This window comes from Burkholderia multivorans ATCC BAA-247 (assembly GCF_000959525.1).
Classification (GTDB): Bacteria; Pseudomonadota; Gammaproteobacteria; order Burkholderiales; family Burkholderiaceae; genus Burkholderia; species Burkholderia multivorans.
Map to the genome: position 1 here is coordinate 2,232,473 of NZ_CP009832.1, position 26,184 is coordinate 2,258,656.

Consider the following 26,184-nt stretch of genomic DNA (forward strand, 5'->3'; position numbering starts at 1 on the left):
GCTCCTTGAGTCTGTATTCACAACGCCGCCCGCTTGGACGCGAACGGCCGAGATTCGTTTCCGGACCCGCGCCGCGACGGCGCGATCAGGTCCGGCGCACAAGCTTAAAAAAAGGGGGCCTGTTGAGAGCCCCCTTTTTGCGCCGGCTCGGGGCCGGTTACGCGTTCTCCTCGACGTATTCGTCGTCGCCGCGCACCGCCTGGACCACTTCGTTGACCGCGTTCGCACGGCCTTCGAGGATCGCGTCGGCCACGCCTTGCGCGTACAGCGCGACTGCCTTGCTCGAGTCGTCGTTGCCCGGGATCACGTAGTCCACACCTTCCGGCGAGTGGTTCGTGTCGACCACGGCGATGACCGGCACGCCGAGCTTGTTCGCTTCGGTGACGGCGATCTTGTGGTAGCCGACGTCGACGACGAAGATCGCGTCCGGAATGCCGCCCATGTCCTTCACGCCGCCGATCGACTTCTGCAGCTTCGCGATTTCACGTTCGAACAGCAGCGCTTCCTTCTTGCTCATCTTCTCGAGCTCGCCCGCCTCGACTGCCGCTTCCATGTCCTTCAGGCGCTTGATCGACACCTTCAGCGTCTTGAAGTTGGTCAGCATGCCGCCGAGCCAGCGTGCGTTCACGAACGGCATGCCCGCGCGCTGCGCTTCCTGCGCGATCGTGTCGCGCGACTGGCGCTTCGTGCCGACGAACAGGATCGTGCCGCGGTTCGCTGCCAGCTGACGCACGTACTTCAGTGCGTCGTTGTACATCGGCAGCGTCTTTTCGAGGTTGATGATGTGAATCTTGTTGCGGTGACCGAAAATGAACGGAGCCATCTTCGGGTTCCAGAAGCGCGTCTGGTGACCGAAGTGGACACCCGCTTCCAGCATTTGGCGCATCGTGACTGCCATGTAAATTCTCCACGAGGGTTGGGTCTTAAGCCGGCTGCCGTACCCGCCGCGCGAACGCGCCCCGAAAGGTCGCCTGCTCCGCGCGGCCGGCACCCTGGTTGCGCCGGCTTGCGATTCGGCACGTGCGAAGGCGCGCGTGCCGCAAGCCTTCCACCGCGATGCCACTCCCCGACGATCGGGAAATCCGGCATTTGGATGTCGACTTAGCCAGAGAGTATAGCACGCCGATTTGTCGGCTCTCAAGTCGCGCACCACTTCCGGCTGCCGCGCGGCGCGCGGCCGGGCAATCCGCGAAAACCCGCATCCGCGCGGCCGCAAGGGGCTGCGACGGCCGCCATAAGGTGCGATAATCCGTCAATTCACCGCATTCCAGGCTCACCTCGATGGCTATTACGCTCAAAAACGAACACGACATCGCCCAGATGCGCATCGCCTGCCGTCTGGCGAGCGAAGTGCTCGATTTCATCACGCCGCACGTCGTCGCAGGGATCACGACCGCCGAACTCGACCGCCTCTGCCACGAATACATGGTCAACGAGCAAGGCACGATCCCCGCGCCGCTGAACTATCAGCCGCCCGGCTATCCGCCGTACCCGAAGGCCACCTGCATCTCGGTCAACGACGTGATCTGCCACGGCATTCCGGGCGAGAAGGTGCTCAAGAACGGCGACGCGCTGAACATCGACATCACCGTGATCAAGAACGGCTATTTCGGCGACACGAGCCGGATGTTCATCGTCGGCGAGGGCTCGATCCTCGCGAAGCGCCTCGTGCAGACTACCTACGAGTGCATGTGGCTCGGCATCGACCAGGTCAAGCCCGGCGCGCATCTCGGCGACATCGGCCATGCGATTCAGAAGCACGCGGAAGCGCAGGGCTACAGCGTCGTGCGCGAATACTGCGGGCACGGCATCGGCACGGTGTTCCACGAGGAGCCGCAAGTCGTCCATTACGGCCGGCCGGGCACCGGCATCGAGCTGAAGCCGGGGATGATCTTCACGATCGAGCCGATGATCAACGCCGGCAAGCGCGACATTCGCACGATGCCCGACCAGTGGACGGTCAAGACGCGCGATCGCAGCCTCTCCGCACAGTGGGAGCACACGGTGCTCGTCACCGAAACCGGCTACGAAGTGCTGACCGTGTCGGCCGGCACGCCCGCGCGCCCCGTGTTCGCGCAGCCGGCCGCCGCGGTCTGAGCGCCGCGTCCCGGTTCCCCGCCCCACCCTCGTCCGAACGGCCGCTCATGAGCGCTCACGCCGCCCCCGCCCCCGCAGCGCTGTCGCAGCGCGCCGCATTCAAGGCCGCCAAGGCCGAGCTCCTCGAGCGCTTTCGCGGCGCGACCAACGTCGCGTCGCTGATGCACGCGCTGTCGAAGCTCACCGACGACGCGCTCAAGCGCGTCTGGGACGACTGCGGACTGCCCGCGACGCTCGCGCTCGTGGCCGTCGGCGGCTACGGCCGCGGCGAGCTCGCGCCGCATTCTGACGTCGACATCCTCGTGCTGCTGCCCGATACGCACGACGAAGCGCTCGACGCGCGCATCGAGCGCTTCATCGGCATGGCATGGGATCTCGGGCTCGAGATCGGCAGCAGCGTGCGTACGGTCGCGCAGTGCATCGAGGAAGCGTCGCAGGACGTGACCGTGCAGACGTCGCTGCTCGAGGCGCGCCGCATCGTGGGCAGCACCGCGCTGTTCGAGCGCTTCACGGTCCGCTATCACGAGGCGCTCGACGCACGCGCGTTCTTCACCGCGAAGGTGCTCGAAATGCGGCAGCGCCACGCGAAATTCCAGGACACGCCGTACAGCCTCGAGCCGAACGTGAAGGAAAGCCCCGGCGGGCTGCGCGACCTGCAGACGATCCTGTGGATCGCGCGCGCGGCCGGCTTCGGCAGCAGCTGGCGCGAACTCGACACGCGCGGGCTCATCACCGATCGCGAGGCGCGCGAGCTGCGGCGCAACGAAGCGTTCCTGAAGACGCTGCGCGCGCGGCTGCACGTGATCGCGGGCCGCCGTCAGGACATGCTCGTGTTCGACCTGCAGACGCAGGCGGCCGAAAGCTTCGGCTATCGGCCGACGCCCGCCAAGCGCGCGAGCGAGCAGTTGATGCGCCGCTACTACTGGGCCGCGAAAGCGGTCACGCAGCTTGCGACGATCCTGATCCAGAACATCGAGGCGCAGTTGTTCCCCGCGACGAGCGGCATCACGCGCGTGCTCTCGCCCGATCGTTTCGTCGAGAAACAGGGGATGCTCGAAATCGTCGATGACGGCGTGTTCGAGCGCCATCCCGACGCGATCCTCGAAGCGTTCCTGCTGTACGAGACGACGCGCGGCGTGAAGGGGCTGTCCGCACGCACGCTGCGCGCGCTGTACAACTCGCGCGAGATCATGAACAACGCGTGGCGGCGCGACCCGCAGAACCGCCGCACGTTCCTGCAGATCCTGCAGCAGCCCGAAGGCATCACGCACGCGTTCCGGCTGATGAACCAGACGAGCGTGCTCGGCCGCTATCTGCTGAATTTCCGCCGCATCGTCGGCCAGATGCAGCACGACCTCTACCACGTCTACACGGTCGATCAGCACATCCTGATGGTGCTGCGCAACATCCGCCGCTTCGCGGTGGCCGAGCATGCGCACGAATATCCGTTCTGCAGCCAGCTGATCGGCAATTTCGAACGTCCGTGGGTGCTGTACGTCGCCGCGCTGTTTCACGACATCGCGAAAGGCCGCGGAGGCGACCATTCGACGCTCGGGATGGCCGATGCGCGGCGCTTTTGCCGCGAGCACGGCATTGCCGGCGACGATGCGGCGCTGATCGTCTGGCTCGTCCAGCACCATCTGACGATGAGCCAGGTCGCGCAGAAGCAGGACACGAGCGATCCCGACGTGATCCGGCGCTTCGCCGAGCTGGTCGGCAACGAGCGCCGGCTCACGGCGCTGTATCTGCTGACCGTCGCCGACATCCGCGGCACGAGCCCGAAAGTGTGGAATGCGTGGAAGGGCAAGCTGCTCGAGGATCTGTACCGGATCACGCTCGCCGTGCTCGGCGGCGCGAAGCCCGACGCGCATTCGGAACTGAAGTCGCGCCAGGAAGAGGCGCTTGCGCTGCTGCGCCTCGAGACCGTGCCCGATGACGCGCACCGCGCGCTGTGGGATCAGCTCGACGTCGGCTTCTTCCTGCGCCACGACGCCGCCGACATCGCGTGGCAGACGCGAGTGCTGTACCGCCACGTGAACGCCGAGACGGCGATCGTCCGCGCGCGGCCGTCGCCGGTCGGCGATGCGCTGCAGGTGCTCGTCTACGTGAAGGACCGCCCCGACCTGTTCGCCGGCATCTGCGCGTATTTCGACCGCAACGGGCTGTCGGTGCTCGACGCGCGCGTCAGCACGACGCGGCACGGCTACGCGCTCGACAACTTCATCGTCACGCGGCCCGAAGGCGACGTCCGCTATCGCGACATCGCGAATCTCGTCGAGCAGCAGCTCGCGTCGCGGCTGACCGAGGCCATGCCGCTGCCGGAACCGTCGAAGGGCCGGCTGTCGCGGCTCTCGCGCACGTTCCCGATCACGCCGCGCGTCGACCTGCGGGCCGACGAGCGCGGCCAGTACTACATCCTGTCCGTGTCCGCCAACGACCGGCCGGGCCTTCTCTATTCGATCGCGCGCGTGCTGGCCGAGCACCGGGTCGGCGTCCATGCGGCGCGGATCAATACGCTCGGCGAACGCGTCGAGGACGTCTTCCTGCTCGACGGTGCCGGCCTGTCCGACAACCGGCTGCAGATCCAGGTGGAAACCGAATTGCTGCGCGCGATCGCAGTCTGAACCAACTCCAGCGTTTATGCGCACCAAATTGACCGTCAAGAATCCGCGGCCGGCATCGCCGAGCCGCGCACCTGTCCGTTCGGGCAGCCTCGTCGCCCGCAAGCCGGTACGCGCCGCAGCGCCCGCCGCGGCAGCCAAGCCGGCGCGACCGAAACCGGCCGCCGGCACGCCGGCCGCGGGCCCGCGGCCGGCCAAGCCGCGCGCAGCGGCGGGCGCGAATGCGCCGCGGCCCGATCGCGACGCGGCTGGCGAAGGCGCGAAGCGCAGCGGCTTCGGCGAGCGTCGCACGTCGTCCGACCGTCCGGCGCGTCGTAATGACGACGATGCACGTCCGCGTCGCGCGGGCGCTGCTGAAGGCGGCAAGCGTGCACCGTATCGCGACGGCGCGGCCGGTGGCGAAGGCCCGAAGCGTGGCAGTTTCGGCGAGCGTCGCACGTCGTCCGACCGCCCCGCACGCCGCAACGACGACGATGCACGTCCGCGTCGCGCGGGCGCTACTGAAGGCGGCAAGCGTGCACCGTATCGCGACGGCGCGGCCGGTGGCGAAGGCCCGAAGCGTGGCAGTTTCGGCGAGCGTCGCACGTCGTCCGAGCGTCCGGCACGCCGCAACGACGACGATGCACGTCCGCGTCGCGCGGGCGCTACTGAAGGCGGCAAGCGTGCACCGTATCGCGACGGCGCGGCCGGCGAAGGCGCGAAGCGTGGCAGTTTCGGCGAGCGTCGTGCGTCGTCCGAGCGTCCGGCGCGTCGTAATGACGACGATGCACGTCCGCGTCGCGCGAGCGCCGCTGAGGGCGGCAAGCGCGCACCGTATCGCGACACCACCGCCAGTGGCGAAGGCGCGAAGCGCGGCAGTTTCGGCGAGCGACGCACGTCTTCCGACCGCCCGGCGCGCCGCAACGACGACGATGCACGTCCGCGTCGCACAAGCGCCGCGGAAGGCGGCAAGCGCGCACCGTATCGCGACGCCGCTGCCGGCGAAGGCGCGAAACGCGGCAGCACCGCCGAGCGCCGCCCGTCCGGCAACGCGCGATTGAAAACCGCCGAACCGGTGAAGCGCCGCGCCGCGGACGTCGATCGCGGCGACGAAGCCGGTCTGATGCGCCTGTCGAAGCGGATGTCGGAGCTCGGCCTCTGCTCGCGCCGCGAAGCCGACGAATGGATCGAGAAAGGCTGGGTGATCGTCGACGGCGAGCGCATCGACACGCTCGGCACGAAGGTCCGCGCCGATCAGCGCATCGAGATCGACGAGCGCGCGCAGGCCGCGCAGGCCGCGCAAGTGACGATCCTGCTGCACAAGCCGGTCGGTTACGTGTCCGGCCAGGCAGAAGACGGCTACGAGCCCGCGAGCGTCCTGATCACGCGCGAAAACCACTGGAGCGGCGACCGTTCGCCGCTGCGCTTCTCGCCACAGCATCTGCGCGCGCTTGCGCCGGCCGGCCGGCTCGACATCGACTCGACGGGCCTGCTCGTGCTGACGCAGAACGGCCGGATCGCCAAACAGTTGATCGGCGAACAGTCGGACGTCGACAAGGAATACCTGGTGCGCGTGCGCTTCGGCGACCGGCTGACCGACATCGACCAGCACTTCCCGGCCGAACGGCTCGCGCAGCTGCGGCACGGCCTCGAGCTCGACGGCGTCGCACTGAAGCCCGCGATGGTGAGCTGGCAAAACGGCGAGCAGTTGCGCTTCGTGCTGCGCGAAGGGCGCAAGCGTCAGATCCGCCGGATGTGCGAACTCGTCGGTCTCGAGGTGATCGGGCTCAAGCGCGTGCGGATGGGCCGCGTGACGCTCGGCGCACTGCCGCAGGGCCAATGGCGCTACCTCTCCGCCGACGAGCAGTTCTGACCGGCACGGCGCGTCCGCACCGCGCGTGCGCCGCAAGAACGGAAAAGCCCGCCATCGCCTGCGGGCTTTTTCTTTTTCCGTTCATCACGACGCGCGCGGCGGCAAGGTCGCCACGCCCCCGGCATCGGCCGTCAGTCGTCCGCGGCCGGATCGAGCCCCGGGAACAGCACTTCGGTGAAGCCGAAACGCGTAAAGTCGGTGATCCGCATCGGATACAGCTTGCCGATCAGGTGGTCGTATTCGTGCTGGACCACGCGCGCATGGAAGCCTTCGGCGACGCGATCGATCTTCGCGCCGAACTGGTCGAAGCCGCTGTAGCGCACCTTCGCATAGCGGCTCACGACACCGCGCATCCCGGGCACCGACAGACAGCCTTCCCAGCCCTCTTCCATGTCCGGCGGCATGTATTCGAGCTTCGGATTGATCAGCACCGTCTCGGGGACGGGCGGCGCGTCCGGATAGCGGTTGTTGCTGCCGAAGCCGAAGATGATGATCTGCAACCCGATGCCGATCTGCGGCGCCGCGAGCCCGGCGCCGTTCGCGTGATGCATCGTCTCGAACATGTCCGCGACGATCTCGTGCAATTCCGGCGTATCGAACCGGTCGACCGGCCGCGCGACTTCGAGCAGGCGCGGATCGCCCATCTTCAGGATTTCGCGAATCATCGCGTGTTGCCCTCCAGGAGTTGATGCAGCCCGTCTTCGTCGAGCACCGGGATGCCGAGCGCTTCGGCCTTCGCGAGCTTGCTGCCGGCTTCGACACCCGCGATCACGTAATCGGTCTTCTTCGACACCGAGCCGGCCACCTTCGCGCCCGCCGCCTCGAGCATCTCCTTCGCGTCGTCGCGCGTGAGGTTCGGCAGCGTGCCGGTCAGCACGACCGTTTTGCCGGCGAGCACGCCCTGCGGCGCCTTCGGCGCGGGCGGCCCTTCCGGCCAGGTGACCTTGCCGGGCGCGCGCAGTTGCTCGATCACGGTCCGGTTGTGCTCTTCCGCGAAGAACTGGTGGATCGATTCGGCGACGATCGGCCCGACGTCGTTCACTTCGAGCAGCTCGTCGATCGTCGCGTTCATGATCGGGTCGAGCGAGCCGAAATGCTTGGCGAGATCCTTCGCGGTCGATTCGCCGACATGGCGAATGCCGAGCGCGTAAATGAAGCGCGCGAGCGTCGTGTGCTTCGCCTTCTCGAGCGAGTCGAGCAGATTCTGCGCCGATTTCTCCGCGAAGCGGTCGAGCTCCGCGAGCGTCGCGAAGCCGAGGTTGAACAGATCGGCCGGCGTGCGTACGAGGTTCAGCTCGACGAGCTGGTCGATGATCTTCTCGCCGAGGCCGTCGATGTCGAGCGCGCGCCGCTGCGCGAAGTGCCACAGCGCCTGCTTGCGCTGCGCGGGGCAGAACAGCCCGCCCGTGCAGCGCGCGATCGCCTCGTCGGGCAGCCGCTCGATCTTCGAGCCGCATACCGGGCACTCGGTCGGCATCACGAATTCGGCCGCATCGGCCGGACGCCGGTCGAGCACGGCGCCCACCACCTCGGGAATCACGTCGCCGGCGCGCCGCACGATCACCGTATCGCCGATCCGGATGTCTTTGCGGCGCACCTCGTCCTCGTTGTGCAGCGTCGCGTTCGTGACGGTCGCACCGCCGACGAACACGGGCTCGAGCCGCGCGACCGGCGTAATGGCCCCGGTGCGGCCCACCTGCACGCCGATTGCAACCAGCTTCGTCAGCGCCTCCTGCGCGGGGAATTTGTGCGCGAGCGCGAAGCGCGGCGCGCGCGACACGAAACCGAGGCGATCCTGCTCGTCGCGACGGTTCACCTTGTACACGACGCCGTCGATGTCGTACGGCAGCGACTCGCGCTTCTCGCCGACCTTGCGGAAGAAGTCGAGCAGCCCCTGCGCACCGTACACGACCGCGCGCTCGCGGTTCACCGGCAGCCCGAGCGCCTCGTACCAGTCGAGCAGCGCACTGTGCGTATCGGGCATCGGCATCCCGTCGAGCACGCCGATGCCGTACGCGAAGAACGAGAGCGGACGCTGCGCGGTGATCTTCGGATCGAGCTGGCGCAGGCTGCCGGCCGCCGCGTTGCGCGGGTTCGCGAACTCGCGCTGCTCGGCCGCGCGCTGGCGTTCGTTCAGGCGCGCAAAATCGCGCTTGAACATCAGCACCTCGCCGCGCACGTCGAGCACGGCCGGCACGCGGTCGCCCTTCAGCTTCAGCGGAATCGAGCGGATCGTGCGGACGTTTTCGGTCACGTCCTCGCCGGTCGTGCCGTCGCCGCGCGTCGACGCCTGCACGAACACGCCGTGCTCGTAGCGCAGCGAAATCGCGAGCCCGTCGAACTTCAGTTCGCACGCGTATTCGACGGGATCCGTCACCGAGCCGGCGAGATCGGTCGTCTTGCCGAGCGCGTCGGCGACGCGCTTGTCGAACGCGACGATGTCGTCGTCGGCAAATCCGTTGTTCAGCGACAGCATCGGCGCATCGTGAACGACCGGCGTGAAGCCGCTCGCGACGGCGCCGCCGACGCGCTGCGTCGGCGAATCGGGCGTCACGAGGTCGGGATGATCGGATTCGAGCTGCTGCAGCTCGCGGAACAGCCGATCGTATTCCGCATCGGGCAGATCGGGCTGGTCGAGCACGTAGTACGCGTGGTTCGCGCGTTCGAGCTGGTCGCGCAGCCAGGCGGCGCGCGCATCGGGTTGACTGGCTGGCGGTTCGGCTTGGGTTCGGGCCATGCTGGCGGCAGATTCTTGCTGAAAAAATCGAATGCCGAATTATCTCAGTTTGGCGCCGTGCCGGGGGCGCGGCCCGCGTACGTGCGCGATGTTGCGTCGCCGCATCGCGATCGCGCGCGGCGACCGGCCGGCGCACGCCGCGCGCGGTCGCCCCAATGCCTGCGTTACTGGCTGAACAGGCGTCGCGTGACCGGCGAGCCGGCCGGAATGCCCGCTTCCTCGAGCTTCGCGTAGAGCTTCATCAGTTGCTGCTCGATCGCGAGCAGCGTCGATTCCGGCAGCGGCCGGCGCGAGTCGTCGACGACGCGCGCACCGATCCGCTCGGACAGCGACTTCGCGTAATCGCACATCAGCCGGAACGGCAGGATGTCTTCCTCGGCGACCGGCACGTCGAGCACCAGCGTGATCATGTCGCCGCCCTTGTACGTGAGGTCGTCGCGCAGGAAGTTGGTGTCGCCGAACTGCAGCATGAACACCGGATTCTGCTTCGCGTCGAGCTTCACGAACCGCGTGCCGTCGCGCGACAGCAGCAGCCCGTCCTGCGACGCAACGGCCTGCACGTAGTTCGCCGACCATGGCGCCCCGTCCGACAGCACGTTGATCGACAGCTGCGCGTCGCACTGCGCGGCAAAGCCGTCGAGCTCGCGCGCCATCGCGACCGTTTCCATCATGTCCGGGAATTCGGGGGCGCCGTCGATCGCGTCCGCGAACTGCTGGACGCCCGTCACGAACTCCGAGAACTCGAGCTCGTTGAGCGCGCCGCTGCGGTTCGCGAGCTGCGCGGCCGCACGCAGTTCCTCGTAGCGCACGCCGTTTTGCAGCAGCTCCCACTGGCCGCCTTCCGGCTTGCCCTCGATATGCACGGGCTTGCTGCCCGCGCGACGCAGCCGCTGCGCGGCCGGCAGGAGCTTGTCGCCCGGCAGCGGCGCGCCGAGCCGGATCGGCACGATGCAGTCGATGCGGCGATCGACGACGGCCGGCGGCGCGGACGAAATGGTCGTCGCGGCCGGCAGCACCGGTTCCGCGCGCTCGGCGGACTCTGCCGTCGCAGCTTGCGCGGCAGGCGCCTCGTGCGCATCGGCGCTCGCGTCGGCCGGCTCGCTCGCTTCGTCGCGCGCGGCGGTATCGACGCGCGTCTCGGCACCGGTCGCTTCGGCCTGCAGATCGGCCGGCGTGTCGGCGGGCGCAGCAGCGGCCGATACGCCGCCGAACGTCGGTTCGACGCGCGCGGCTTCGGCCGACGCGCCGCCGCCGGCGACCGGTGCGGCCGCGGCCGGCTCGCGCCGCACGGGCTGCCGGACCGGCTCGATGAACGGCAGCTCGTCGTCGCGCTCGGGGCGGCCGATCGCCTCGGCCGTCTCTTCCGGCATCGGACGCGGCATCCTGCGCCGCACCTTTGCCCCCTGCCACGCGTTGTAGACCACGACGCCGCCCACCACGACGGCGCCCGCGCCGATCAAACCGAGTGTCAACTCGTCCATGCACGCTCCATCAGCAATTCTTTTACGTCGAACCGCGAGCGGGCGCCCATGCGCCGCGCGCCCGCGGTCCGGTTTGGTCAAACGTCAATTCTGGGCAAAACCGGCGGCGGTTTCCATGTCCACCGCGACGATCCGCGAAACGCCCTGCTCCTGCATCGTCACGCCGATCAGTTGCTGCGCCATTTCCATCGCGATCTTGTTGTGCGAGATGAACAGGAACTGCGTCTTGTCCGACATCGCGCGCACCAGATTCGCGAAACGCTCGGTGTTCGCGTCGTCGAGCGGCGCGTCGACCTCGTCGAGCAGACAGAACGGCGCCGGATTCAGCTGGAACATCGCGAACACGAGCGCGGTGGCCGTCAGCGCCTTCTCGCCGCCCGACAGCAGGTGAATCGTCGCGTTCTTCTTGCCGGGCGGCTGCGCCATCACCTGCACGCCGGCGTCGAGAATCTCGTCGCCCGTCATGATCAGCTTCGCCTGGCCGCCGCCGAACAGGCGCGGGAACAGATCGCTGAAATGACGGTTGACCTCGTCGAAGGTTCCCTGCAGCAACGTGCGCGTTTCCTGGTCGATCTTGTGGATCGCGTCCTCGAGCGTCGTGATCGCGTCGGTCAGGTCCGCCGATTGCGCATCGAGGAACACCTTGCGCTCGCTCGCTGCCTTCAGCTCGTCGAGCGCCGCCATGTTGACGGGGCCGAGCGCATTGATCGCGTTGTTCAGCCGCGTGACTTCGCCCTGCAGATACGACGGCTTCAGATCCGGCGTCAGCTTGTCGCGCAGCGCTTCCTCGTCGACCTCGGCCGCCGCCAGCTGCTCCGCGAACTGCTCCACGGACAGGCGCGCGGCCTGCTCCTTCAGCTGCAGCTCGGTGATGCGGTCGCGCAGCGGCTGCAGCGAACGCTCGGCGACGAGACGCTGCTCGTCCATCGCGCGCAGCTTCGCGGTCAGATCGTCGAGCTCGATGCGCGCCGCCTGCAGCGCGGCTTCCTTCACCGCACGGATTTCGAGCGCGTCCTGCAGCCCGGTGTGCACGGTTTGTTCGTTGATCGTCTCGAGCTCGGCGCGCGCGTCCTCCAGCGAGGCGGCGACGCGCTCGCTCTGTTCGTGCGCGACCTGGATGCTGCGCTTGAGCTCGTCGATCCGCGTCACCGCGTTGCGGGCCGCGAAGCGCGCGTCGTTCGCGCCGCGCTCGAGATCGCGCGCCTCCTGACGCGCGTGCGTCAGCGACTCGTCGAGCGCCTCGAACGCGAGCTGGTTGTCCTCGAAGCGCGCCTGCAGCTCCGCGAGCTCGCCGTCGAAGCGCTCGAAATTCGCTTCCGACTCCGCGCGCAATGCGCGCTGCTCGTCGATCTGCGCGCCGATCTCCTCGAGTTCCTCGCGGATCTGCGTGCTGCGTTGCGTATAACGCTCGTGCGCCTGCGCGAGCTTCAGCACGTCCAGTTGCAGCGCATGCACGCGCTGCGTCGCGCGCTCGGCCTGCGCACGCACGTCGCCGAGCGCCTGCGTCGCCTGCGTATGCGCGGCTTCCGCGCGCACGGCCGCGGTGCGCGCCTCGTCGGCGAGCAGCGCCTGTGCGCGCACCTGACGCGTCAGGTTCTCGATTTCCTGCTGGCGAGCGAGCATCCCGGCCTGCTCGGAGTCGGCCGCGTACAACTGCACGCCGACGCGCGTGACGATGTGCCCGGCCTTCACGACGAACGCGCCGCCGGCAGGCAGCTGCGCACGCGCGGCGAGCGCCTGGGCGACGTCGTCGGCGACGTACACGTTGCCGAGCCAGTCGTTGAGCACCGCGCGGATGCCGGCGTCGTCGATGCGTACGAGCGACAGCACGGGCTTCAGCCCCGCTGCCGGCGCCGGCGGCTCGCCGGCGGGCGGCGGCGCGTAGAACGCGAGCTTGGCGGGTGGCGCGTCGGTCGCGAACGCCTTCACCCAGTCGAGATTCGACACTTCGAGTGCGGCGAGCCGCTCGCGCAGCACCGCTTCGAGCGCCGCTTCCCAGCCGGGTTCGACATGCAGCTTCTTCCAGAGCCGCGGCAGCGCGCCGAGCTCGTGCTTGTCGAGCCACGGCTGCACCTTGCCTTCGGTCTGCACGTTTTCCTGCAGCTGCTTCAGCGCGGCAAGCCGCGCCTCGAGCTGGTGGATCTGCGCGCTTTCGGCCTGCACGCGCTCCTGCGCGGCGCGGCGCTCGGCGTCCAGACGCGGCACCGTTTCCTGCGCATCGGCAAGCCGCGCCTGCGCTTCGGTCAGAATTTCCTCCTGCTCGGCGAGCTGCATGCGCAGCTCCTCGAGCTGCGCCTCGTCCGGCGCATCGAGCCCGCTGGCCTCGGCCTTCAGCCGCTCGTGGCGCTGCTGCAGCTGCTGCAGCTGCTGATCGGCGTTGCGCTGGTGCGCGGCTTCGAGTTTCAGCGATTGTTCGGTCTGGGCGATCCGCGCGCGCTCGTCGTTGAGCTGCGCCTGCGCGTCGCGCCACTTCGCTTCGAGCGCCGGCAGCGCATCGTGCTTCGCCGCGGCTTCGTCCTCGGCGAGCGCGGCCTTCTCGTCGGCGATCGCGCGCGCTTCTTCGGCTTCCTCGAGCTCGTCCTGCGCCTTCTCGGCCTGCGCGCGCCATTGCTCGCGCTGCGCGTTCAGCGCGGCGATCTGCGCCTGCACGCGGTTGCGCGATTCGACGATGAACTTGATCTCGGCCTCGAGGCGGCTCACTTCGGCATTCGCCTCGTAGAGCGCGCCCTGCGCGCCCTGCATCGCGTCGCTCGCGGCATAGTGCGCGACGCGCAGCGTCTCGAGCTGCGATTCGACTTCGCGCAGCTTGGCGGTCTGCGCTTCGAGGTCGATCTGCGCCTGCTCGATCGCACGCTGCTGCTTCTGCTGCTCGGCCGCGGCCTCGTTCTTGCGCAGCAGCCACAGCAGGCGCTGCTTCTCCTCGCCTTCGGCGACGAGCTCCTTGTACTTCGTCGCGACGACGGCCTGCGCCTCGAGCTTCTCGAGGTTCGCCGCGAGTTCGCGGATGATGTCCTCGACGCGCGTCAGGTTCTCGCGCGTGTCGTGCAGCCGGTTCTCGGTCTCGCGGCGGCGCTCCTTGTACTTCGACACGCCCGCGGCTTCCTCGAGGAACACGCGCAGCTCTTCGGGCTTCGCCTCGATGATCCGCGCGATCATCCCCTGCCCGATGATCGCGTACGCGCGCGGGCCGAGGCCGGTGCCGAGGAAGATGTCCTGGATGTCGCGGCGGCGCGCCGGCAGGTTGTTGATGTAGTAGCTCGACGTGCCGTCGCGCGTAAGCACGCGCTTCACGGCGATCTCGCCGTACTGGCCCCACTGGCCTGCCGCGCGGCCGTCGGAGTTGTCGAAGATCAGCTCGACGCTCGCCCGGCTGCCGGGCTTGCGGGTCGTCGAGCCGTTGAAGATCACGTCCTGCATCGACTCGCCGCGCAGCTCGGAGGCGCGCGACTCGCCGAGCACCCAGCGCACGGCGTCGATGATGTTGGATTTGCCGCATCCGTTCGGGCCCACCACGCCGACGAGCTGGCCCGGAACCTGAAAATGCGTGGGATCGACGAAGGATTTGAAGCCAGCGAGTTTGATCGAGCTCAGACGCACGGCGGTATCGGATGTGAAGAAGAGGTGAAACGAACAGCGGCGCGCGGCGCGGGGGCTGTCAGCCCTGGCGCGCACGCACCCCCGGAATTCAAAAACGGGGCCGCGCACTCAAGCGCCAGGCCCCGCAAACGGCTTCAATCATACCATCGCGCGCGCGCCGTTCTGCCCGTCGCCGGGTTTGTCCTGCGCGGGCGCCGCACGGTGGACGCGGCTCGACAGCAGCGTCGCGAGCACGATGCACGCGCCGCCGGCCCACTCCCTCGCGGTGGGCAGCTCGTTCGCGAACACCCACGCGGACAGCGCGGTGATCACGATCTCGAACAGCATGATGATCGATGCGCGGTTGGCCGGCACGCGCGCGAGGCCGTACTGCACGAGCAGGTTGTTCGCGGCCATCGTCACGCCGATCGCGACGACGATCAGCGCCGCGACCCCGAGCGCGCCGCTCGCCGGCACCGGCGGCAGCCCCTCGAACAGCGACGCGATCGCACCGAACGCGGCCGCGCCGCCGAACAGCGTCGCGGTACGCATCTCCGCGCGCATCGACGGCAGCTCGCGGCTCGCCTTGATGACGAGCACGTTGCTCATCGCGAAGCTCAGGCCGGCCGCGAGGCCCGCCCATTCGGCCGGATTGGCCGGCAGCGGCAGGCCGAGCCGCGGCGACCATAGCATCAGCATCGCGCCGCCGATCGACAGCGCGGCGAGTCCCGCGCCGGCCCAGGTCAGCCGTTCGCGCAGCAGGAAGTGCGCGTAGATCGCGGTCCAGGCCGGCGTCAGGTAGAACAGCAGCATCACGCGCAGCACCTCGCCGTGGATCGTGCCCCACACGAAGCCGAGATTGGTCACGCCGGCCGTCAGCGCGATGCCGGGCAGCACCCAGTGCCAGCGCAGCGTCGCGATCGCGCTGCGCCGCGCGACGATCACGAACAGGAACGCGACGACGCTCGTCAGCGCGCTCGCGAGCGTGCCCGTCACGCCGAGCGACGCGAGGATGCGCAGCGGATACCAGATCACGCCCCACACCGATGCGCCGATCAGGATCGCGAGTGTCGGCAGGCTGCCGCGTACCGCGTTGTTCATTGTTTCGATACCCTTCGTTCGTACCGCCGGGCCGCCCCGCGGGCCGCCCGTGACCGGATTTCGTCACGCTATAATCGTCCGTTGCGACGCGCGCCGCCGGCGCCCGTTCGCCGTCGCGGCGCGCCGCCGCTCCTTTCGCTCCAACCGGCCGCGATGGCCGCTTCGCCCGTGAACCCTCGACTCGACTCGCTCCAGCCCTATCCCTTCGAAAAGCTGCGCGCCCTGTTCAAGGACGTGACGCCCCCTGCCGGCCTCAAACCGATCAGCTTCGGCATCGGCGAGCCCAAGCACCCGACGCCCGCGCTGATCCGCGACGCGGCCGTGGCCGCGCTCGACGGCCTCGCCGCCTATCCGGCCACGGCCGGCTCGGACGCGCTGCGCACGTCGATCGCGCGCTGGCTCGAGCGCCGCTACGGGCTACCGGCCGTCGACGCGGCGACGCAGGTGCTGCCGGTGTCGGGCTCGCGCGAGGCGCTGTTCTCGCTCGCGCAGACGGTGATCGACAGCCGCCCGGCCGAAAGCGGGCAGAAAGCGATCGTACTCTGTCCGAATCCGTTCTATCAAATTTACGAAGGGGCGGCGCTGCTGGCCGGCGCCGAGCCCTATTTCGCGAACAGCGATCCGGCACGCAACTTCGCCTGCGACTACGCGGCCGTGCCGGACGACGTCTGGGCGCGCACACAGCTGCTCTACGTCTGCTCGCCGGGCAACCCGACCGGCGCCGTGCTGACGCTCGACGACTGGCGCGAGCTGTTCGCGCTGTCCGATCGCCACGGCTTCGTGATCGCGTCCGACGAGTGCTATTCGGAAATCTACTTCGACGAAGCGACGCCGCCGCTCGGCGGCCTCGAGGCCGCGAACCGCCTCGGCCGCGGCTTCGAGGGGCTCGTGATGCTGTCGAGCCTGTCGAAGCGCTCGAACGTGCCCGGCATGCGCTCGGGCTTCGTCGCCGGCGACGCGGCGCTGCTGAAGAAATTCCTGCTGTACCGCACGTACCACGGCGCCGCGCTGTCGCCCGTGTGGCAGCACGCGAGCATCGCCGCATGGAACGACGAGGCGCACGTGCGCGAGAACCGCGCGCTGTACCTGCAGAAGTTCAACACCGTGACGCCGATGCTCGCCGAGGTGCTCGACGTCAAGCTGCCGGACGCCGCGTTCTATCTGTGGGCGAACGTCGCGCGCACCGGCCTGTCGGACACCGAGTTCGCCCGCCGCCTGTACGCCGACTATAATGTGACGGTTCTGCCCGGCTCGTACCTCGCGCGCGACGCGCACGGCACGAACCCGGGCCGCGATTTCATCCGGATCGCGCTCGTCGCGGGCACCCCCGAATGCGTCGAGGGCGCGCAACGCATCGTCGATTTCTGCCGCGGCATCGCGCAGTAAGACGTCCATCCCGATCAATTCCATCCATCTCCTGCGAAAACGAACATGTCGCAACAACTTCAGCAAATCATCGATAACGCCTGGGAAAACCGTGCGGAACTGTCGCCGAAGGCCGCGCCCGCCGAAGTCCGCGAGGCCGTCGCTCATGCGATCGAGCAACTCGACAAAGGTGCGCTGCGCGTCGCCGAGAAAATCGACGGCAACTGGACCGTGCACCAATGGCTGAAGAAAGCCGTGCTGCTGTCGTTCCGCCTGGAGGACAACGCGCCGATGCCGGCCGGCGGCTATTCGCAGTTCTACGACAAGGTGCCGTCGAAGTTCGCGAACTACACGGCCGAGGATTTCGCCGCGGGCGGCTTCCGCGTCGTGCCGCCGGCCATCGCGCGCCGCGGTTCGTTCATCGCAAAGAACGTCGTGCTGATGCCGTCGTACACGAACATCGGCGCATACGTCGACGAAGGCACGATGGTCGACACGTGGGCGACCGTCGGCTCGTGCGCGCAGATCGGCAAGAACGTGCACCTGTCGGGCGGCGTCGGCATCGGCGGCGTGCTCGAGCCGCTGCAGGCGAACCCGGTCATCATCGAGGACAACTGCTTCATCGGCGCACGTTCGGAAGTCGTCGAAGGCGTGATCGTCGAGGAAAACTCGGTGATCTCGATGGGCGTGTATCTCGGCCAGAGCACCAAGATCTACGATCGCGAGACGGGTGAAATCAGCTACGGCCGCATTCCGGCCGGCTCGGTCGTCGTCGCGGGCAACCTGCCGTCGAAGGACGGCTCGCACAGCCTCTACTGCGCCGTGATCGTGAAGAAGGTCGACGCGAAGACGCGCGCGAAGGTCGGCCTGAACGAGCTTCTGCGAGGCGACTGATGGCCAGGCCGCGCACCGTGGTCGTCTACGGCATTCCGAACTGCGACACCGTGAAGAAAGCCCGCGTGTGGCTCGACGAACACGGCGTCGCGTTCGAATTCCACGACTTCAAGAAAGCCGGCGTCAGCGCGCCGCTGATCGAGGACTGGCTGAAGGACGTGCCGCTCGACACGCTCGTCAACAAGCGCGGCACGACCTGGCGCGCGCTCGACGACGCCATGAAGGCCGCCGCCGACACGCAGGCCGGCGCCGTCGCGCTGATGATCCACAAGCCGTCGGTCATCAAGCGGCCGGTGCTGGTCGTCGACGGCCGCGTGAAATCGGTCGGCTTCGCGGCCGATCAGTACGCGGCGCTGTTCGCCGCATAGCGCCGCCGGCGCAGCGCGCGACGTCTCATCGCTGCCGGCCACCGCGCCGGCATTTTTTATCGAAAGTGGTCCGAACCATGTCCGCCACCCTAGCCCTTACCGAACAACTGATCGCGCGCGCCTCCGTCACGCCCGACGACCAGCATTGCCAGCAGATCATGACCGAGCGCCTCGCCGCGCTCGGTTTCGATTGCGAGACCGTCGCATCGCACGGCGTGACCAACCTGTGGGCCGTCAAGCGCGGCACCGACGGCCGCGACGGCAAGCTGCTCGCGTTCGCGGGCCACACCGACGTCGTGCCTACCGGTCCGCTCGAGCAGTGGACGTCGCCGCCGTTCGTCCCCGCCCATCGCGACGGCAAGCTGTACGGCCGCGGCGCCGCCGACATGAAGACCTCGCTCGCGGCGTTCGTCGTCGCCGCCGAGGAATTCGTCGCCGCGCATCCCGACCACCGCGGCGCGATCGCGTTCCTGATCACGAGCGACGAAGAAGGCCCGGCCACCGACGGCACCGTGAAGGTCGTCGAACTGCTCGAGTCGCGCGGCGAGCGCCTCGACTACTGCATCGTCGGCGAGCCGACGTCGACCGCCGAGCTCGGCGACGTCGTGAAGAACGGGCGCCGCGGCTCGATGTCCGGCGAGCTGATCGTCAAGGGCGTGCAAGGCCACATCGCGTATCCGCACCTCGCGAAGAACCCGATCCACCTGCTCGCGCCGGCGCTCGCCGAACTCGCCGCCGAGCAGTGGGACGAAGGCAACGAATACTTCCCGCCGACCACCTGGCAGGTGTCGAACCTGCGTGCCGGCACGGGCGCGACGAACGTGATCCCCGGCCACGCGGATCTGCTGTTCAACTTCCGCTTCTCGACCGCGAGCACCGTCGAAGGCCTGCAGGCACGCGTGCACGCGATCCTCGACAAGCACCGGCTCGACTACACGCTGAAGTGGACGGTGAGCGGCCTGCCGTTTCTCACGCCGCGCGGCGAGCTGTCGAATGCGCTCGAGCACGCGATCCGCGCGGAGACGGGCCTCACGACCGAGCTGTCGACCACGGGCGGCACGTCCGACGGCCGCTTCATCGCGCGCATCTGCCCGCAGGTGATCGAGTTCGGTCCGCCGAACGGCAGCATCCACAAGATCGACGAGCATATCGAGGTGCGCTTCGTCGAGCCGCTGAAGAACGTGTACCGCCGCGTGCTTGAACAACTGATCGCCTGACGGAGCCTCGCATGACGACCCCTTTTGCCACCGTGCGCGACCTGCTGCGCTACGCGGTCACGCGCTTCTCGAAAGCCAAGCTCGCGTTCGGCCACGGCTCGGACAACGCGTATGACGAAGCCGCGTATCTCGTGCTGCATACGCTCGACCTGCCGCTCGACACGCTCGAACCGTTCCTCGACGCGCGGCTGCTGCCCGACGAAATCGCGGCCGTGCTCGCGGTGATCGAGCGACGCGCGACCGAGCGCGTGCCGGCCGCCTATCTGACGCGCGAAGCGTGGATGCACGGCCACCGCTTCTACGTCGACGAGCGCGTGATCGTGCCGCGTTCGTTCATCGGCGAGCTGCTCGACGACGGGCTGCAGCCGTACGTCGCCGATCCCGAGCAGGTCGGCGCGGTACTCGAGCTCTGCACGGGCTCGGGCTGCCTCGCGATCCTCGCGGCGAGCGCGTTCCCGAACGCCGAAATCGACGCGGTCGATCTGTCGGCCGACGCGCTCGAAGTCGCGCAGATCAACGTGCGCGACTACGGCCTCGAAGACCGGATCACGCTGCACCGTGGCGATCTGTATGCGCCGCTGCCGGCATTCCGCGCGCAGCCCGACGCGCGCTACGACGTGATCCTGACGAACCCGCCGTATGTCAACGCGGCCTCGATGGCGAAGCTGCCGCCCGAATACCGCCATGAGCCCGAGATGGCGCTCGCGGGCGGCGACGACGGCATGGATATCGTGCGGCGTATCGTCGCCGAGGCGCACAACTGGCTGCACGACGACGGCGTGCTGGTCGTCGAGATCGGCAACGAACGCGAGCATGTCGAAGCGGCGTTCGGCGGGCTCGAGCTCACGTGGCTGCCGACCAGCGCGGGCGACGACAACGTGTTCCTGATCCAGGCGGCCGACCTCCCGCGCAAGGGCTGAACCGGCGATGCAGGCGGCGCGGCAACCCGCTGCGCCGCCCCCTTGGGTAAGATGCGCGTACGCGGCCGCCGCGCCGCACGACTTCAGGAGTCCGTCACGCGCCCATGACCCTCGACTGGCTACACCTCGGCACACTGATCCTGGCCATTCACGTGCTCGGGATCGTCGCGGCCTTCCACGCGATCCTGAACACGCGGACGTCGCAAGGCGCCATCGCATGGGCGGTCTCGCTCGCCGCGATGCCGTACCTCACGCTGATCCCCTATCTGTTTCTCGGCCGCAGCAAGTTCTCCGGCTACGTCGACGCGCGCCGCCACGAAACCGAAGCGTTGCGCACGCACACACCGCGCGCGCCGTGGCTCGACGCGAACGCGGGCGACCGGCCGGCGGCCGATGCGCTCGGCCAGGCTGCGGTACTCGCACTCAGGCGGCTCGGCGGCATGCCGTTCGTCGGCGGCAATTCGGTGCGCACGCTGGTGAACGGCGACGCAACCTTCGCGGCGATTCTCTCGGCGATCGACGCCGCGCGCGATTACGTGATCGTCCAGTTCTTCATCGTGCGCGACGATGCGCTCGGCCAGATGCTGCGCGACGCACTGCTCGCGCGCGCCGCGGCCGGCGTGCGCTGCTATCTGCTGTACGACAGCATCGGCAGCTTCGACCTGCCGCGCAGCTACGTCGACGCGCTGCGGCGCGGCGGCGTCGAAGTCCATCCGTTCGCGACGCATCGCAAGTTCGTCAACCGCTTCCAGCTCAACTTCCGCAATCACCGCAAGATCGTCGTCGTCGACGGCACTCGCGCGTTCGTCGGCGGACACAACGTCGGCGTCGAGTATCTCGGCGGCAACCCGCGCCTGTCGCCGTGGCGCGACACGCACATCGAGATACGCGGGCCGGCCGTCGCGAGCATCCAGTACGTGTTCGCCGAAGACTGGCACTGGGCGACACAGACGCTGCCGTCGCTCGCCGCGCCGCCGGCCGCGCTGCCGGACGACGACATGCATTGCCTCGCGGTGCCGATGGGCCCGGCCGACAAGCAGGAAACCGGCTCGCTGTTCTTTGTCGAGGCGATCAACGCGGCGCGCGAGCGCGTCTGGATCACCACGCCGTACCTCGTACCCGACGAGGCCGTCGTCGCGGCGCTGAAGCTCGCGGTGATGCGCGGCGTCGACGTACGCATCCTGATCCCGAGCCGCCGCGATCACTACGTCGTGTTCGAGGCGTCGAAGCTGTACGCGCGCGACCTCGTCGATGCAGGCGTCAAGGTGTTCCGCTACCGCCCGGGATTCCTGCATCAGAAGGTCGTGCTGATCGACCGCGTCGCCGCGGCGATCGGCAGCGCCAATCTCGACAACCGCTCGTTCCGGCTGAACTTCGAGATCATGGTGCTGACGATCGACCGCGCGTTCGCCGATGAAGTGGCCGCAATGCTCGCCGCGGACTTCGCGCAGTCCTACGAGGTCGATACGAGCGAGTACCGGCAGTCGCCCGCTTGGCGGCGCATCGCGATGCACGTCGCGCGGCTGTTCGCGCCGATCCTGTAGCCGCCGGCCCGCGTGCCCGATGCCGGCGCGCCGCGTGTCAGAGCAGCTTTTCGATATCCGCGGCGATGTCCTCAGGCTTTGTCGAAGGCGCGTAGCGCTTCACGATGCGCCCGTCGCGGTCGATCAGGAATTTCGTGAAGTTCCACTTGATCGCCTTCAGGCCGAAGATGCCGGGCGACTCGTCGGTCAGATAGCGATACAGCGGATGCGCGTTCGGACCCTTCACGTCGATCTTCGCGAATATCGGAAACGTGACGCCGTAATTGCGCTCGCAGAAGGCGCCGATCTGCTCGGCGTCGCCCGGCTCCTGCTTGCCGAACTGGTTGCAGGGAAAGCCGAGCACGAAAAAGCCGCGCGCCGCGTAGCGTTCGTACAGCTTCTGCAGCCCCGCGTACTGCGGCGTGAAACCGCACTCGCTCGCGGTATTGACGATCAGGAGCACCTTGCCGCGATAGACATCGAGCGTGCTCGGCACACCGGCCAGCGTGTCGGCGCTGAATGTATACAGGGAAGACATCGGGTACTCCTTTGACGAAACCGGACCGACGTGAATGCTACGGCAAATCGGGCCGTCGCGACATTGGCCGGACGGCCGATGCGTGCGCGAACGGTGCGCAGTCTAGAATAGCGGTTTTGGCCAGTCATTTCCGTCGTGATCCGTTTCAATCAGTTCAGCCTTGCGCGCGGCACCAAGCCGCTGTTCGACTCGGCCTCGTTCGTGCTCAATCCCGGCGAGAAAGCCGGCCTGATCGGCGCGAACGGCGCCGGCAAGTCGACGCTGTTCGCGGTCCTGCGCGGCGAGCTGCACGCCGACGCCGGCGATTTCTCGATGCCGCCGTCGTGGCGGATCGCGCACGTGTCGCAGGAAACGCCCGCCGTCGATCGCTCCGCGCTCGACTACACGCTCGACGGCGACGCCGCGTTGCGCGAGATCGAGGCACGCATCGCCGCTGCCTCGGCCGCCCATGATGGCGCGGCCGAAGCCGAAGCGCACGCGGCGTTCGCGGACGCCGACGGCTACACCGCGCCCGCGCGTGCGGAAGCGCTGCTGCTCGGCCTCGGCTTCACGCTCGCGCAAACGCGCGAGCCGGTCGCGAGCTTCTCCGGCGGCTGGCGGATGCGGCTGAATCTCGCGCAGGCGCTGATGTGCCGGTCCGATCTGCTGCTGCTCGACGAGCCGACCAACCACCTCGATCTCGACGCAATCGTCTGGCTCGAAGACTGGCTGCACCGCTATCCCGGCACGCTCGTCGTGATCTCGCACGACCGCGAATTTCTCGACTCGATCTGCAACGTCACGCTGCATCTCGAGAATCGGCAGATCAAGCGCTACGGCGGCAACTATTCGCAATTCGAAGTGCTGCGTGCGCAGCAGCTCGCGCTGCAGCAGAGCGCGTACGAGAAGCAGCAGAAGACAGTCGCGCACCTGCAGAGCTTCATCGACCGCTTCAAGGCGAAGGCGACCAAGGCACGCCAGGCGCAGAGCCGGATGAAGGCGCTCGAAAAGATGGAGCTGATCGCGCCCGCGCACGTCGCGTCGCCGTTCACGTTCGAGTTCCGCACGCCGGATGCGGCGCCGAACCCGATGATGGTGATGGAAGACGTGCGCTGCGGCTACCGTGCGGACGACGGCACCGAGATTCCGATCGTCGAGCGCGTGACGCTGTCGATCCAGAACGGGCAGCGCATCGGCCTGCTCGGCGCGAACGGCCAGGGCAAGTCGACGCTGATCAAGACGCTGGCCGGCACGCTCACGCCGCTGTCCGGGCACGTGCGCGAAGGCAAGGGGCTGACGATCGGCTATTTCGCGCAGCACCAGCTCGAGACGCTGCGCGAGGACGATTCGCCGCTCGCGCATCTTGCGCGACTCGCGCCCGACACGCGCGAGCAGGAACTGCGCGACTTCCTCGGCGGCTTCAACTTCTCGGGCGACATGGCGACGAGCGCGGTCGGCCCGTTCTCGGGCGGCGAGAAGGCGCGCCTCGCGCTCGCGCTGATCATCTGGCAGAAGCCGAACCTGCTGCTGCTCGACGAACCGACGAACCACCTCGATCTCGAAACGCGTCATGCGCTGACGATGGCGCTCGCACAGTTCGAGGGCACGCTGATTCTCGTCTCGCACGATCGTCACCTGCTGCGCGCGACGACCGACCAGTTCATGCTCGTCGCGAAGCACCGGCTGCAGCCGTTCGACGGCGATCTCGACGATTACCGCGACTGGCTGCTCCAGCATGCGGCCGAACAGCGCGCGGCCGCGAAGGCGGAAGGTGCCGCCGCATCGGGCGCGGCGCCGGCCGTGAACCGCAAGGACCAGAAGCGTCAGGCGGCCGAGGAGCGACAGCGTCTATCGCAACTGAAGAAGCCGCTGCAGACGCGCATCACGAAGCTCGAGAAGGAAATGGAGACGCTGCACGCGGAGAAGGCGCGCCTCGATGCGTTCGTCGCCGATCCGGCGAGCTACGAGGCCGCGCGAAAGGCCGAGCTGACCGATGCAATCCGCAAGCTCGGCGACGTGAATGCGCGGCTCGAAGCGATCGAGGCGGACTGGCTCGCCGCGCAGGAAGAACTGGAGCAGATCGGCTGAACGCGGCGCGCCGCCGGCCGGCGGCCGCGCAGCGCCGGTTCAGCGCCGCGGCAGCGTATCGCGCGGCAGCTGCTCGTCGTCGTCCATCAGATGCCGGCGCCCTTCGGTCGGCCGGCGGATCGCCGCGACGACTTCCGCTTCGGTCACATCCTCCGACACGACGCGGCGCGCGAGACGCCCGTCGTCGTCGATCCATTCGACGATCCGGCATCCGCCGCCCCAGGGCTGGCGAATCGGTTCGGATACGCGGCAGCCGCGCAGGTTGTAAAGACGTCCGCCGGGCGCATCCCCATACCGTTTCAACATAGGTTCCCTTCGCATTGCACGGTTCGACAATCCGGCAAAGGATAGGAAAAAGTCGTGTCCGGCAGGTTACCGCGGCCTACATATTCTTTACAGCGAATTACGCGACAGATCGCGCCCTGCCGCTCGGCTACGCGGTCATTCGAGGCCGCGCACGCGGTCGATCGCCTGCTCGAGCCGCTCGACCGCCATCACGTTCAGGCCCTCGATCGCCTGCTTGGGCGCGTTCGCCTTCGGAATCAGCGCGGTCGTGAAGCCGAGCTTCGCGGCCTCGCGCAAGCGCTCCTGCCCGCGCGGCGACGGGCGGATCTCGCCGGCCAGGCCGACTTCGCCGAACACGATCAGCCCCTTCGGCAACGCCTTGTTGCGCATCGACGAGTGAATCGCGAGCAGCACCGCGAGATCGGCCGCGGGCTCGGCGATCTTCACGCCGCCCACCGCGTTCAGGAACACGTCCTGATCGAAGCACGCGATGCCCGCATGCCGGTGCAGCACGGCGAGCAGCATCGCGAGCCGGTTCTGTTCGAGGCCAACCGCGAGCCGGCGCGGATTCGGCACGTGCGCGGTATCGACGAGCGCCTGGATTTCGACGAGCAGCGGGCGCGTGCCCTCCTGCGTGACGAGCACGCACGAGCCGGGCACGACCTGCTCGTGCTGCGACAGGAACAGTGCCGACGGGTTCGCGACGCCGCGCAGCCCGCGCTCGGTCATCGCGAACACGCCGAGTTCGTTGACCGCGCCGAAGCGGTTCTTGAACGCGCGCACGAGCCGGAACGACGAGTGCGTATCGCCTTCGAAGTACAGCACCGTGTCGACGATGTGCTCGAGCACGCGCGGGCCCGCGAGGTTGCCCTCCTTCGTCACGTGGCCGACCATGATGATCGCGGTACCCGACTGTTTCGCGATGCGCGTGAGCTGCGCCGCGCACTCGCGCACCTGCGCGACCGAGCCCGGTGCGGAGGTCAGCGCCTCCGAGTAGACGGTCTGGATCGAGTCGATCACCGCGACGTCGGGCCGCTCCGCGTCGATCGCGGCCTGGATCTTCTCGAGCTGGATCTCGGCCAGCAGCTTCAGCTCGGCGGCCGGCGCGGCACCGTCGAGCAGCGCGAGTCGTTGCGCGCGCAACGCGATCTGCGCGGCCGATTCCTCGCCGCTGATATAGAGCGCGCGCCGCTCGCTCGCGATGTCCGCGAGCGACTGCAGCAGCAGCGTCGACTTGCCGATGCCCGGATCGCCGCCGATCAGCACGACGCCGCCCGCGACGAGGCCGCCGCCGAGCACGCGATCGAATTCGCCGATCCCGGTCGAGAAGCGCGGCACGTCGGCCGCTTCGATGTCGACGAGGCGCTGGACGGGCGCACGTTTCGCGAGCGACTGGAAGCGATGGGCGCTCGGCGATTCGGCGACCGATTCGACGAGCGTATTCCAGGCCTGGCACGACGGGCACTGCCCCTGCCACTTCGGGGTTTGTCCGCCGCACTCGCTGCAGACATAGACGGTTTTCTGTTTTGCCACGCGCGCGCC

Annotated in this window: 19 protein-coding genes; 10 read left to right on the forward strand and 9 right to left on the reverse strand. The window is 68.2% G+C overall.

All coding sequences use genetic code 11. From position 1 onward, the window contains the following. Positions 1-157: 157 nt before the first annotated feature. Positions 158-898: a 30S ribosomal protein S2 gene (gene rpsB / locus NP80_RS22740; protein ID WP_006402646.1), complete on the reverse strand. Its 741-nt coding sequence runs from the start codon at positions 896-898 to the stop codon at positions 158-160. A 383-nt stretch (positions 899-1,281) separates the two neighbouring features. Between rpsB and map the strand changes: the two genes are divergently transcribed. The 3 genes from map to NP80_RS30215 are packed head-to-tail and all read left to right on the forward strand — an operon-like array spanning position 1,282 to position 6,570. Then, positions 1,282-2,097: a type I methionyl aminopeptidase gene (map, locus tag NP80_RS22745; RefSeq protein ID WP_006402644.1), complete on the forward strand. Its 816-nt coding sequence runs from the start codon at positions 1,282-1,284 to the stop codon at positions 2,095-2,097. Between the two features lie 47 nt (positions 2,098-2,144). Then, on the forward strand, positions 2,145-4,721 hold the full coding sequence (locus NP80_RS22750) for a [protein-PII] uridylyltransferase (protein ID WP_006411517.1): 2,577 nt from the start codon (positions 2,145-2,147) through the stop codon (positions 4,719-4,721). Positions 4,722-4,737: 16 nt separating this feature from the next. Then, positions 4,738-6,570: a pseudouridine synthase gene (locus NP80_RS30215; RefSeq protein ID WP_080939085.1), complete on the forward strand. Its 1,833-nt coding sequence runs from the start codon at positions 4,738-4,740 to the stop codon at positions 6,568-6,570. A gap of 131 nt (positions 6,571-6,701) precedes the next feature. Here the strand turns inward: NP80_RS30215 and def are convergent, their stop codons facing one another. From def to NP80_RS22780, 5 genes are all read right to left on the reverse strand, one after another. Beyond that, entirely contained in the window at positions 6,702-7,235 is a 534-nt protein-coding gene (gene def, locus NP80_RS22760; RefSeq protein ID WP_006402641.1) for a peptide deformylase, read from the reverse strand. Continuing rightward, positions 7,232-9,307 (reverse strand): NAD-dependent DNA ligase LigA, encoded by a 2,076-nt coding sequence (ligA, locus tag NP80_RS22765; RefSeq protein ID WP_006408948.1) that lies wholly within the window; start codon positions 9,305-9,307, stop codon positions 7,232-7,234. Before ligA ends, def begins: the two co-directional genes overlap by 4 nt. 164 nt (positions 9,308-9,471) lie before the next feature. Then, a complete protein-coding gene (locus NP80_RS22770; protein WP_006407714.1) occupies positions 9,472-10,788 on the reverse strand; it encodes a cell division protein ZipA C-terminal FtsZ-binding domain-containing protein in 1,317 nt (438 codons plus the stop codon). 84 nt (positions 10,789-10,872) lie between these two features. Continuing rightward, complete coding sequence (smc, locus tag NP80_RS22775) at positions 10,873-14,385, reverse strand: chromosome segregation protein SMC (RefSeq protein ID WP_006411690.1); 3,513 nt, start codon at positions 14,383-14,385, stop codon at positions 10,873-10,875. 138 nt (positions 14,386-14,523) lie between these two features. Beyond that, a complete protein-coding gene (locus tag NP80_RS22780; protein ID WP_006407716.1) occupies positions 14,524-15,465 on the reverse strand; it encodes a DMT family transporter in 942 nt (313 codons plus the stop codon). A gap of 153 nt (positions 15,466-15,618) precedes the next feature. On the opposite strand from NP80_RS22780, the gene dapC reads away from it, so the two are divergent. The 6 genes from dapC to cls all read left to right on the forward strand — a co-directional run bounded on the left by dapC (position 15,619) and on the right by cls (position 21,773). Then, positions 15,619-16,851 (forward strand): succinyldiaminopimelate transaminase, encoded by a 1,233-nt coding sequence (gene dapC / locus NP80_RS22785; protein WP_006407717.1) that lies wholly within the window; start codon positions 15,619-15,621, stop codon positions 16,849-16,851. Positions 16,852-16,896: 45 nt separating this feature from the next. Continuing rightward, the gene (dapD, locus tag NP80_RS22790; RefSeq protein WP_006402635.1) at positions 16,897-17,724 is read left to right on the forward strand and encodes a 2,3,4,5-tetrahydropyridine-2,6-dicarboxylate N-succinyltransferase; all 828 of its coding nucleotides are present in this window, start codon (positions 16,897-16,899) and stop codon (positions 17,722-17,724) included. Continuing rightward, entirely contained in the window at positions 17,724-18,092 is a 369-nt protein-coding gene (locus NP80_RS22795; RefSeq protein ID WP_006402634.1) for an ArsC family reductase, read from the forward strand. The genes dapD and NP80_RS22795 overlap by 1 nt, the downstream gene beginning before the upstream one ends. A gap of 77 nt (positions 18,093-18,169) precedes the next feature. Next, on the forward strand, positions 18,170-19,309 hold the full coding sequence (gene dapE / locus NP80_RS22800; protein ID WP_006407719.1) for a succinyl-diaminopimelate desuccinylase: 1,140 nt from the start codon (positions 18,170-18,172) through the stop codon (positions 19,307-19,309). 11 nt (positions 19,310-19,320) lie between these two features. Continuing rightward, positions 19,321-20,229 carry a 50S ribosomal protein L3 N(5)-glutamine methyltransferase gene (prmB, locus tag NP80_RS22805; protein ID WP_006402632.1) on the forward strand — a complete coding sequence of 303 codons (909 nt, stop codon included), beginning with the start codon at positions 19,321-19,323 and terminating at the stop codon, positions 20,227-20,229. A gap of 104 nt (positions 20,230-20,333) precedes the next feature. Then, positions 20,334-21,773, forward strand: coding sequence for a cardiolipin synthase (gene cls, locus NP80_RS22810; RefSeq protein WP_006407720.1), 1,440 nt, complete (start codon positions 20,334-20,336; stop codon positions 21,771-21,773). Positions 21,774-21,810: 37 nt separating this feature from the next. Here the strand turns inward: cls and NP80_RS22815 are convergent, their stop codons facing one another. Beyond that, positions 21,811-22,290 (reverse strand): glutathione peroxidase, encoded by a 480-nt coding sequence (locus NP80_RS22815; RefSeq protein WP_006402630.1) that lies wholly within the window; start codon positions 22,288-22,290, stop codon positions 21,811-21,813. Positions 22,291-22,425: 135 nt separating this feature from the next. On the opposite strand from NP80_RS22815, the gene NP80_RS22820 reads away from it, so the two are divergent. Further along, positions 22,426-24,357 (forward strand): ATP-binding cassette domain-containing protein, encoded by a 1,932-nt coding sequence (locus NP80_RS22820; protein WP_006411689.1) that lies wholly within the window; start codon positions 22,426-22,428, stop codon positions 24,355-24,357. A gap of 39 nt (positions 24,358-24,396) precedes the next feature. Here the strand turns inward: NP80_RS22820 and NP80_RS22825 are convergent, their stop codons facing one another. Then, positions 24,397-24,663, reverse strand: coding sequence for a DUF2866 domain-containing protein (locus NP80_RS22825; RefSeq protein ID WP_006407722.1), 267 nt, complete (start codon positions 24,661-24,663; stop codon positions 24,397-24,399). Positions 24,664-24,798: 135 nt separating this feature from the next. Continuing rightward, positions 24,799-26,175 carry a DNA repair protein RadA gene (gene radA / locus NP80_RS22830; RefSeq protein ID WP_006411691.1) on the reverse strand — a complete coding sequence of 459 codons (1,377 nt, stop codon included), beginning with the start codon at positions 26,173-26,175 and terminating at the stop codon, positions 24,799-24,801. Positions 26,176-26,184 lie beyond the last annotated feature (9 nt).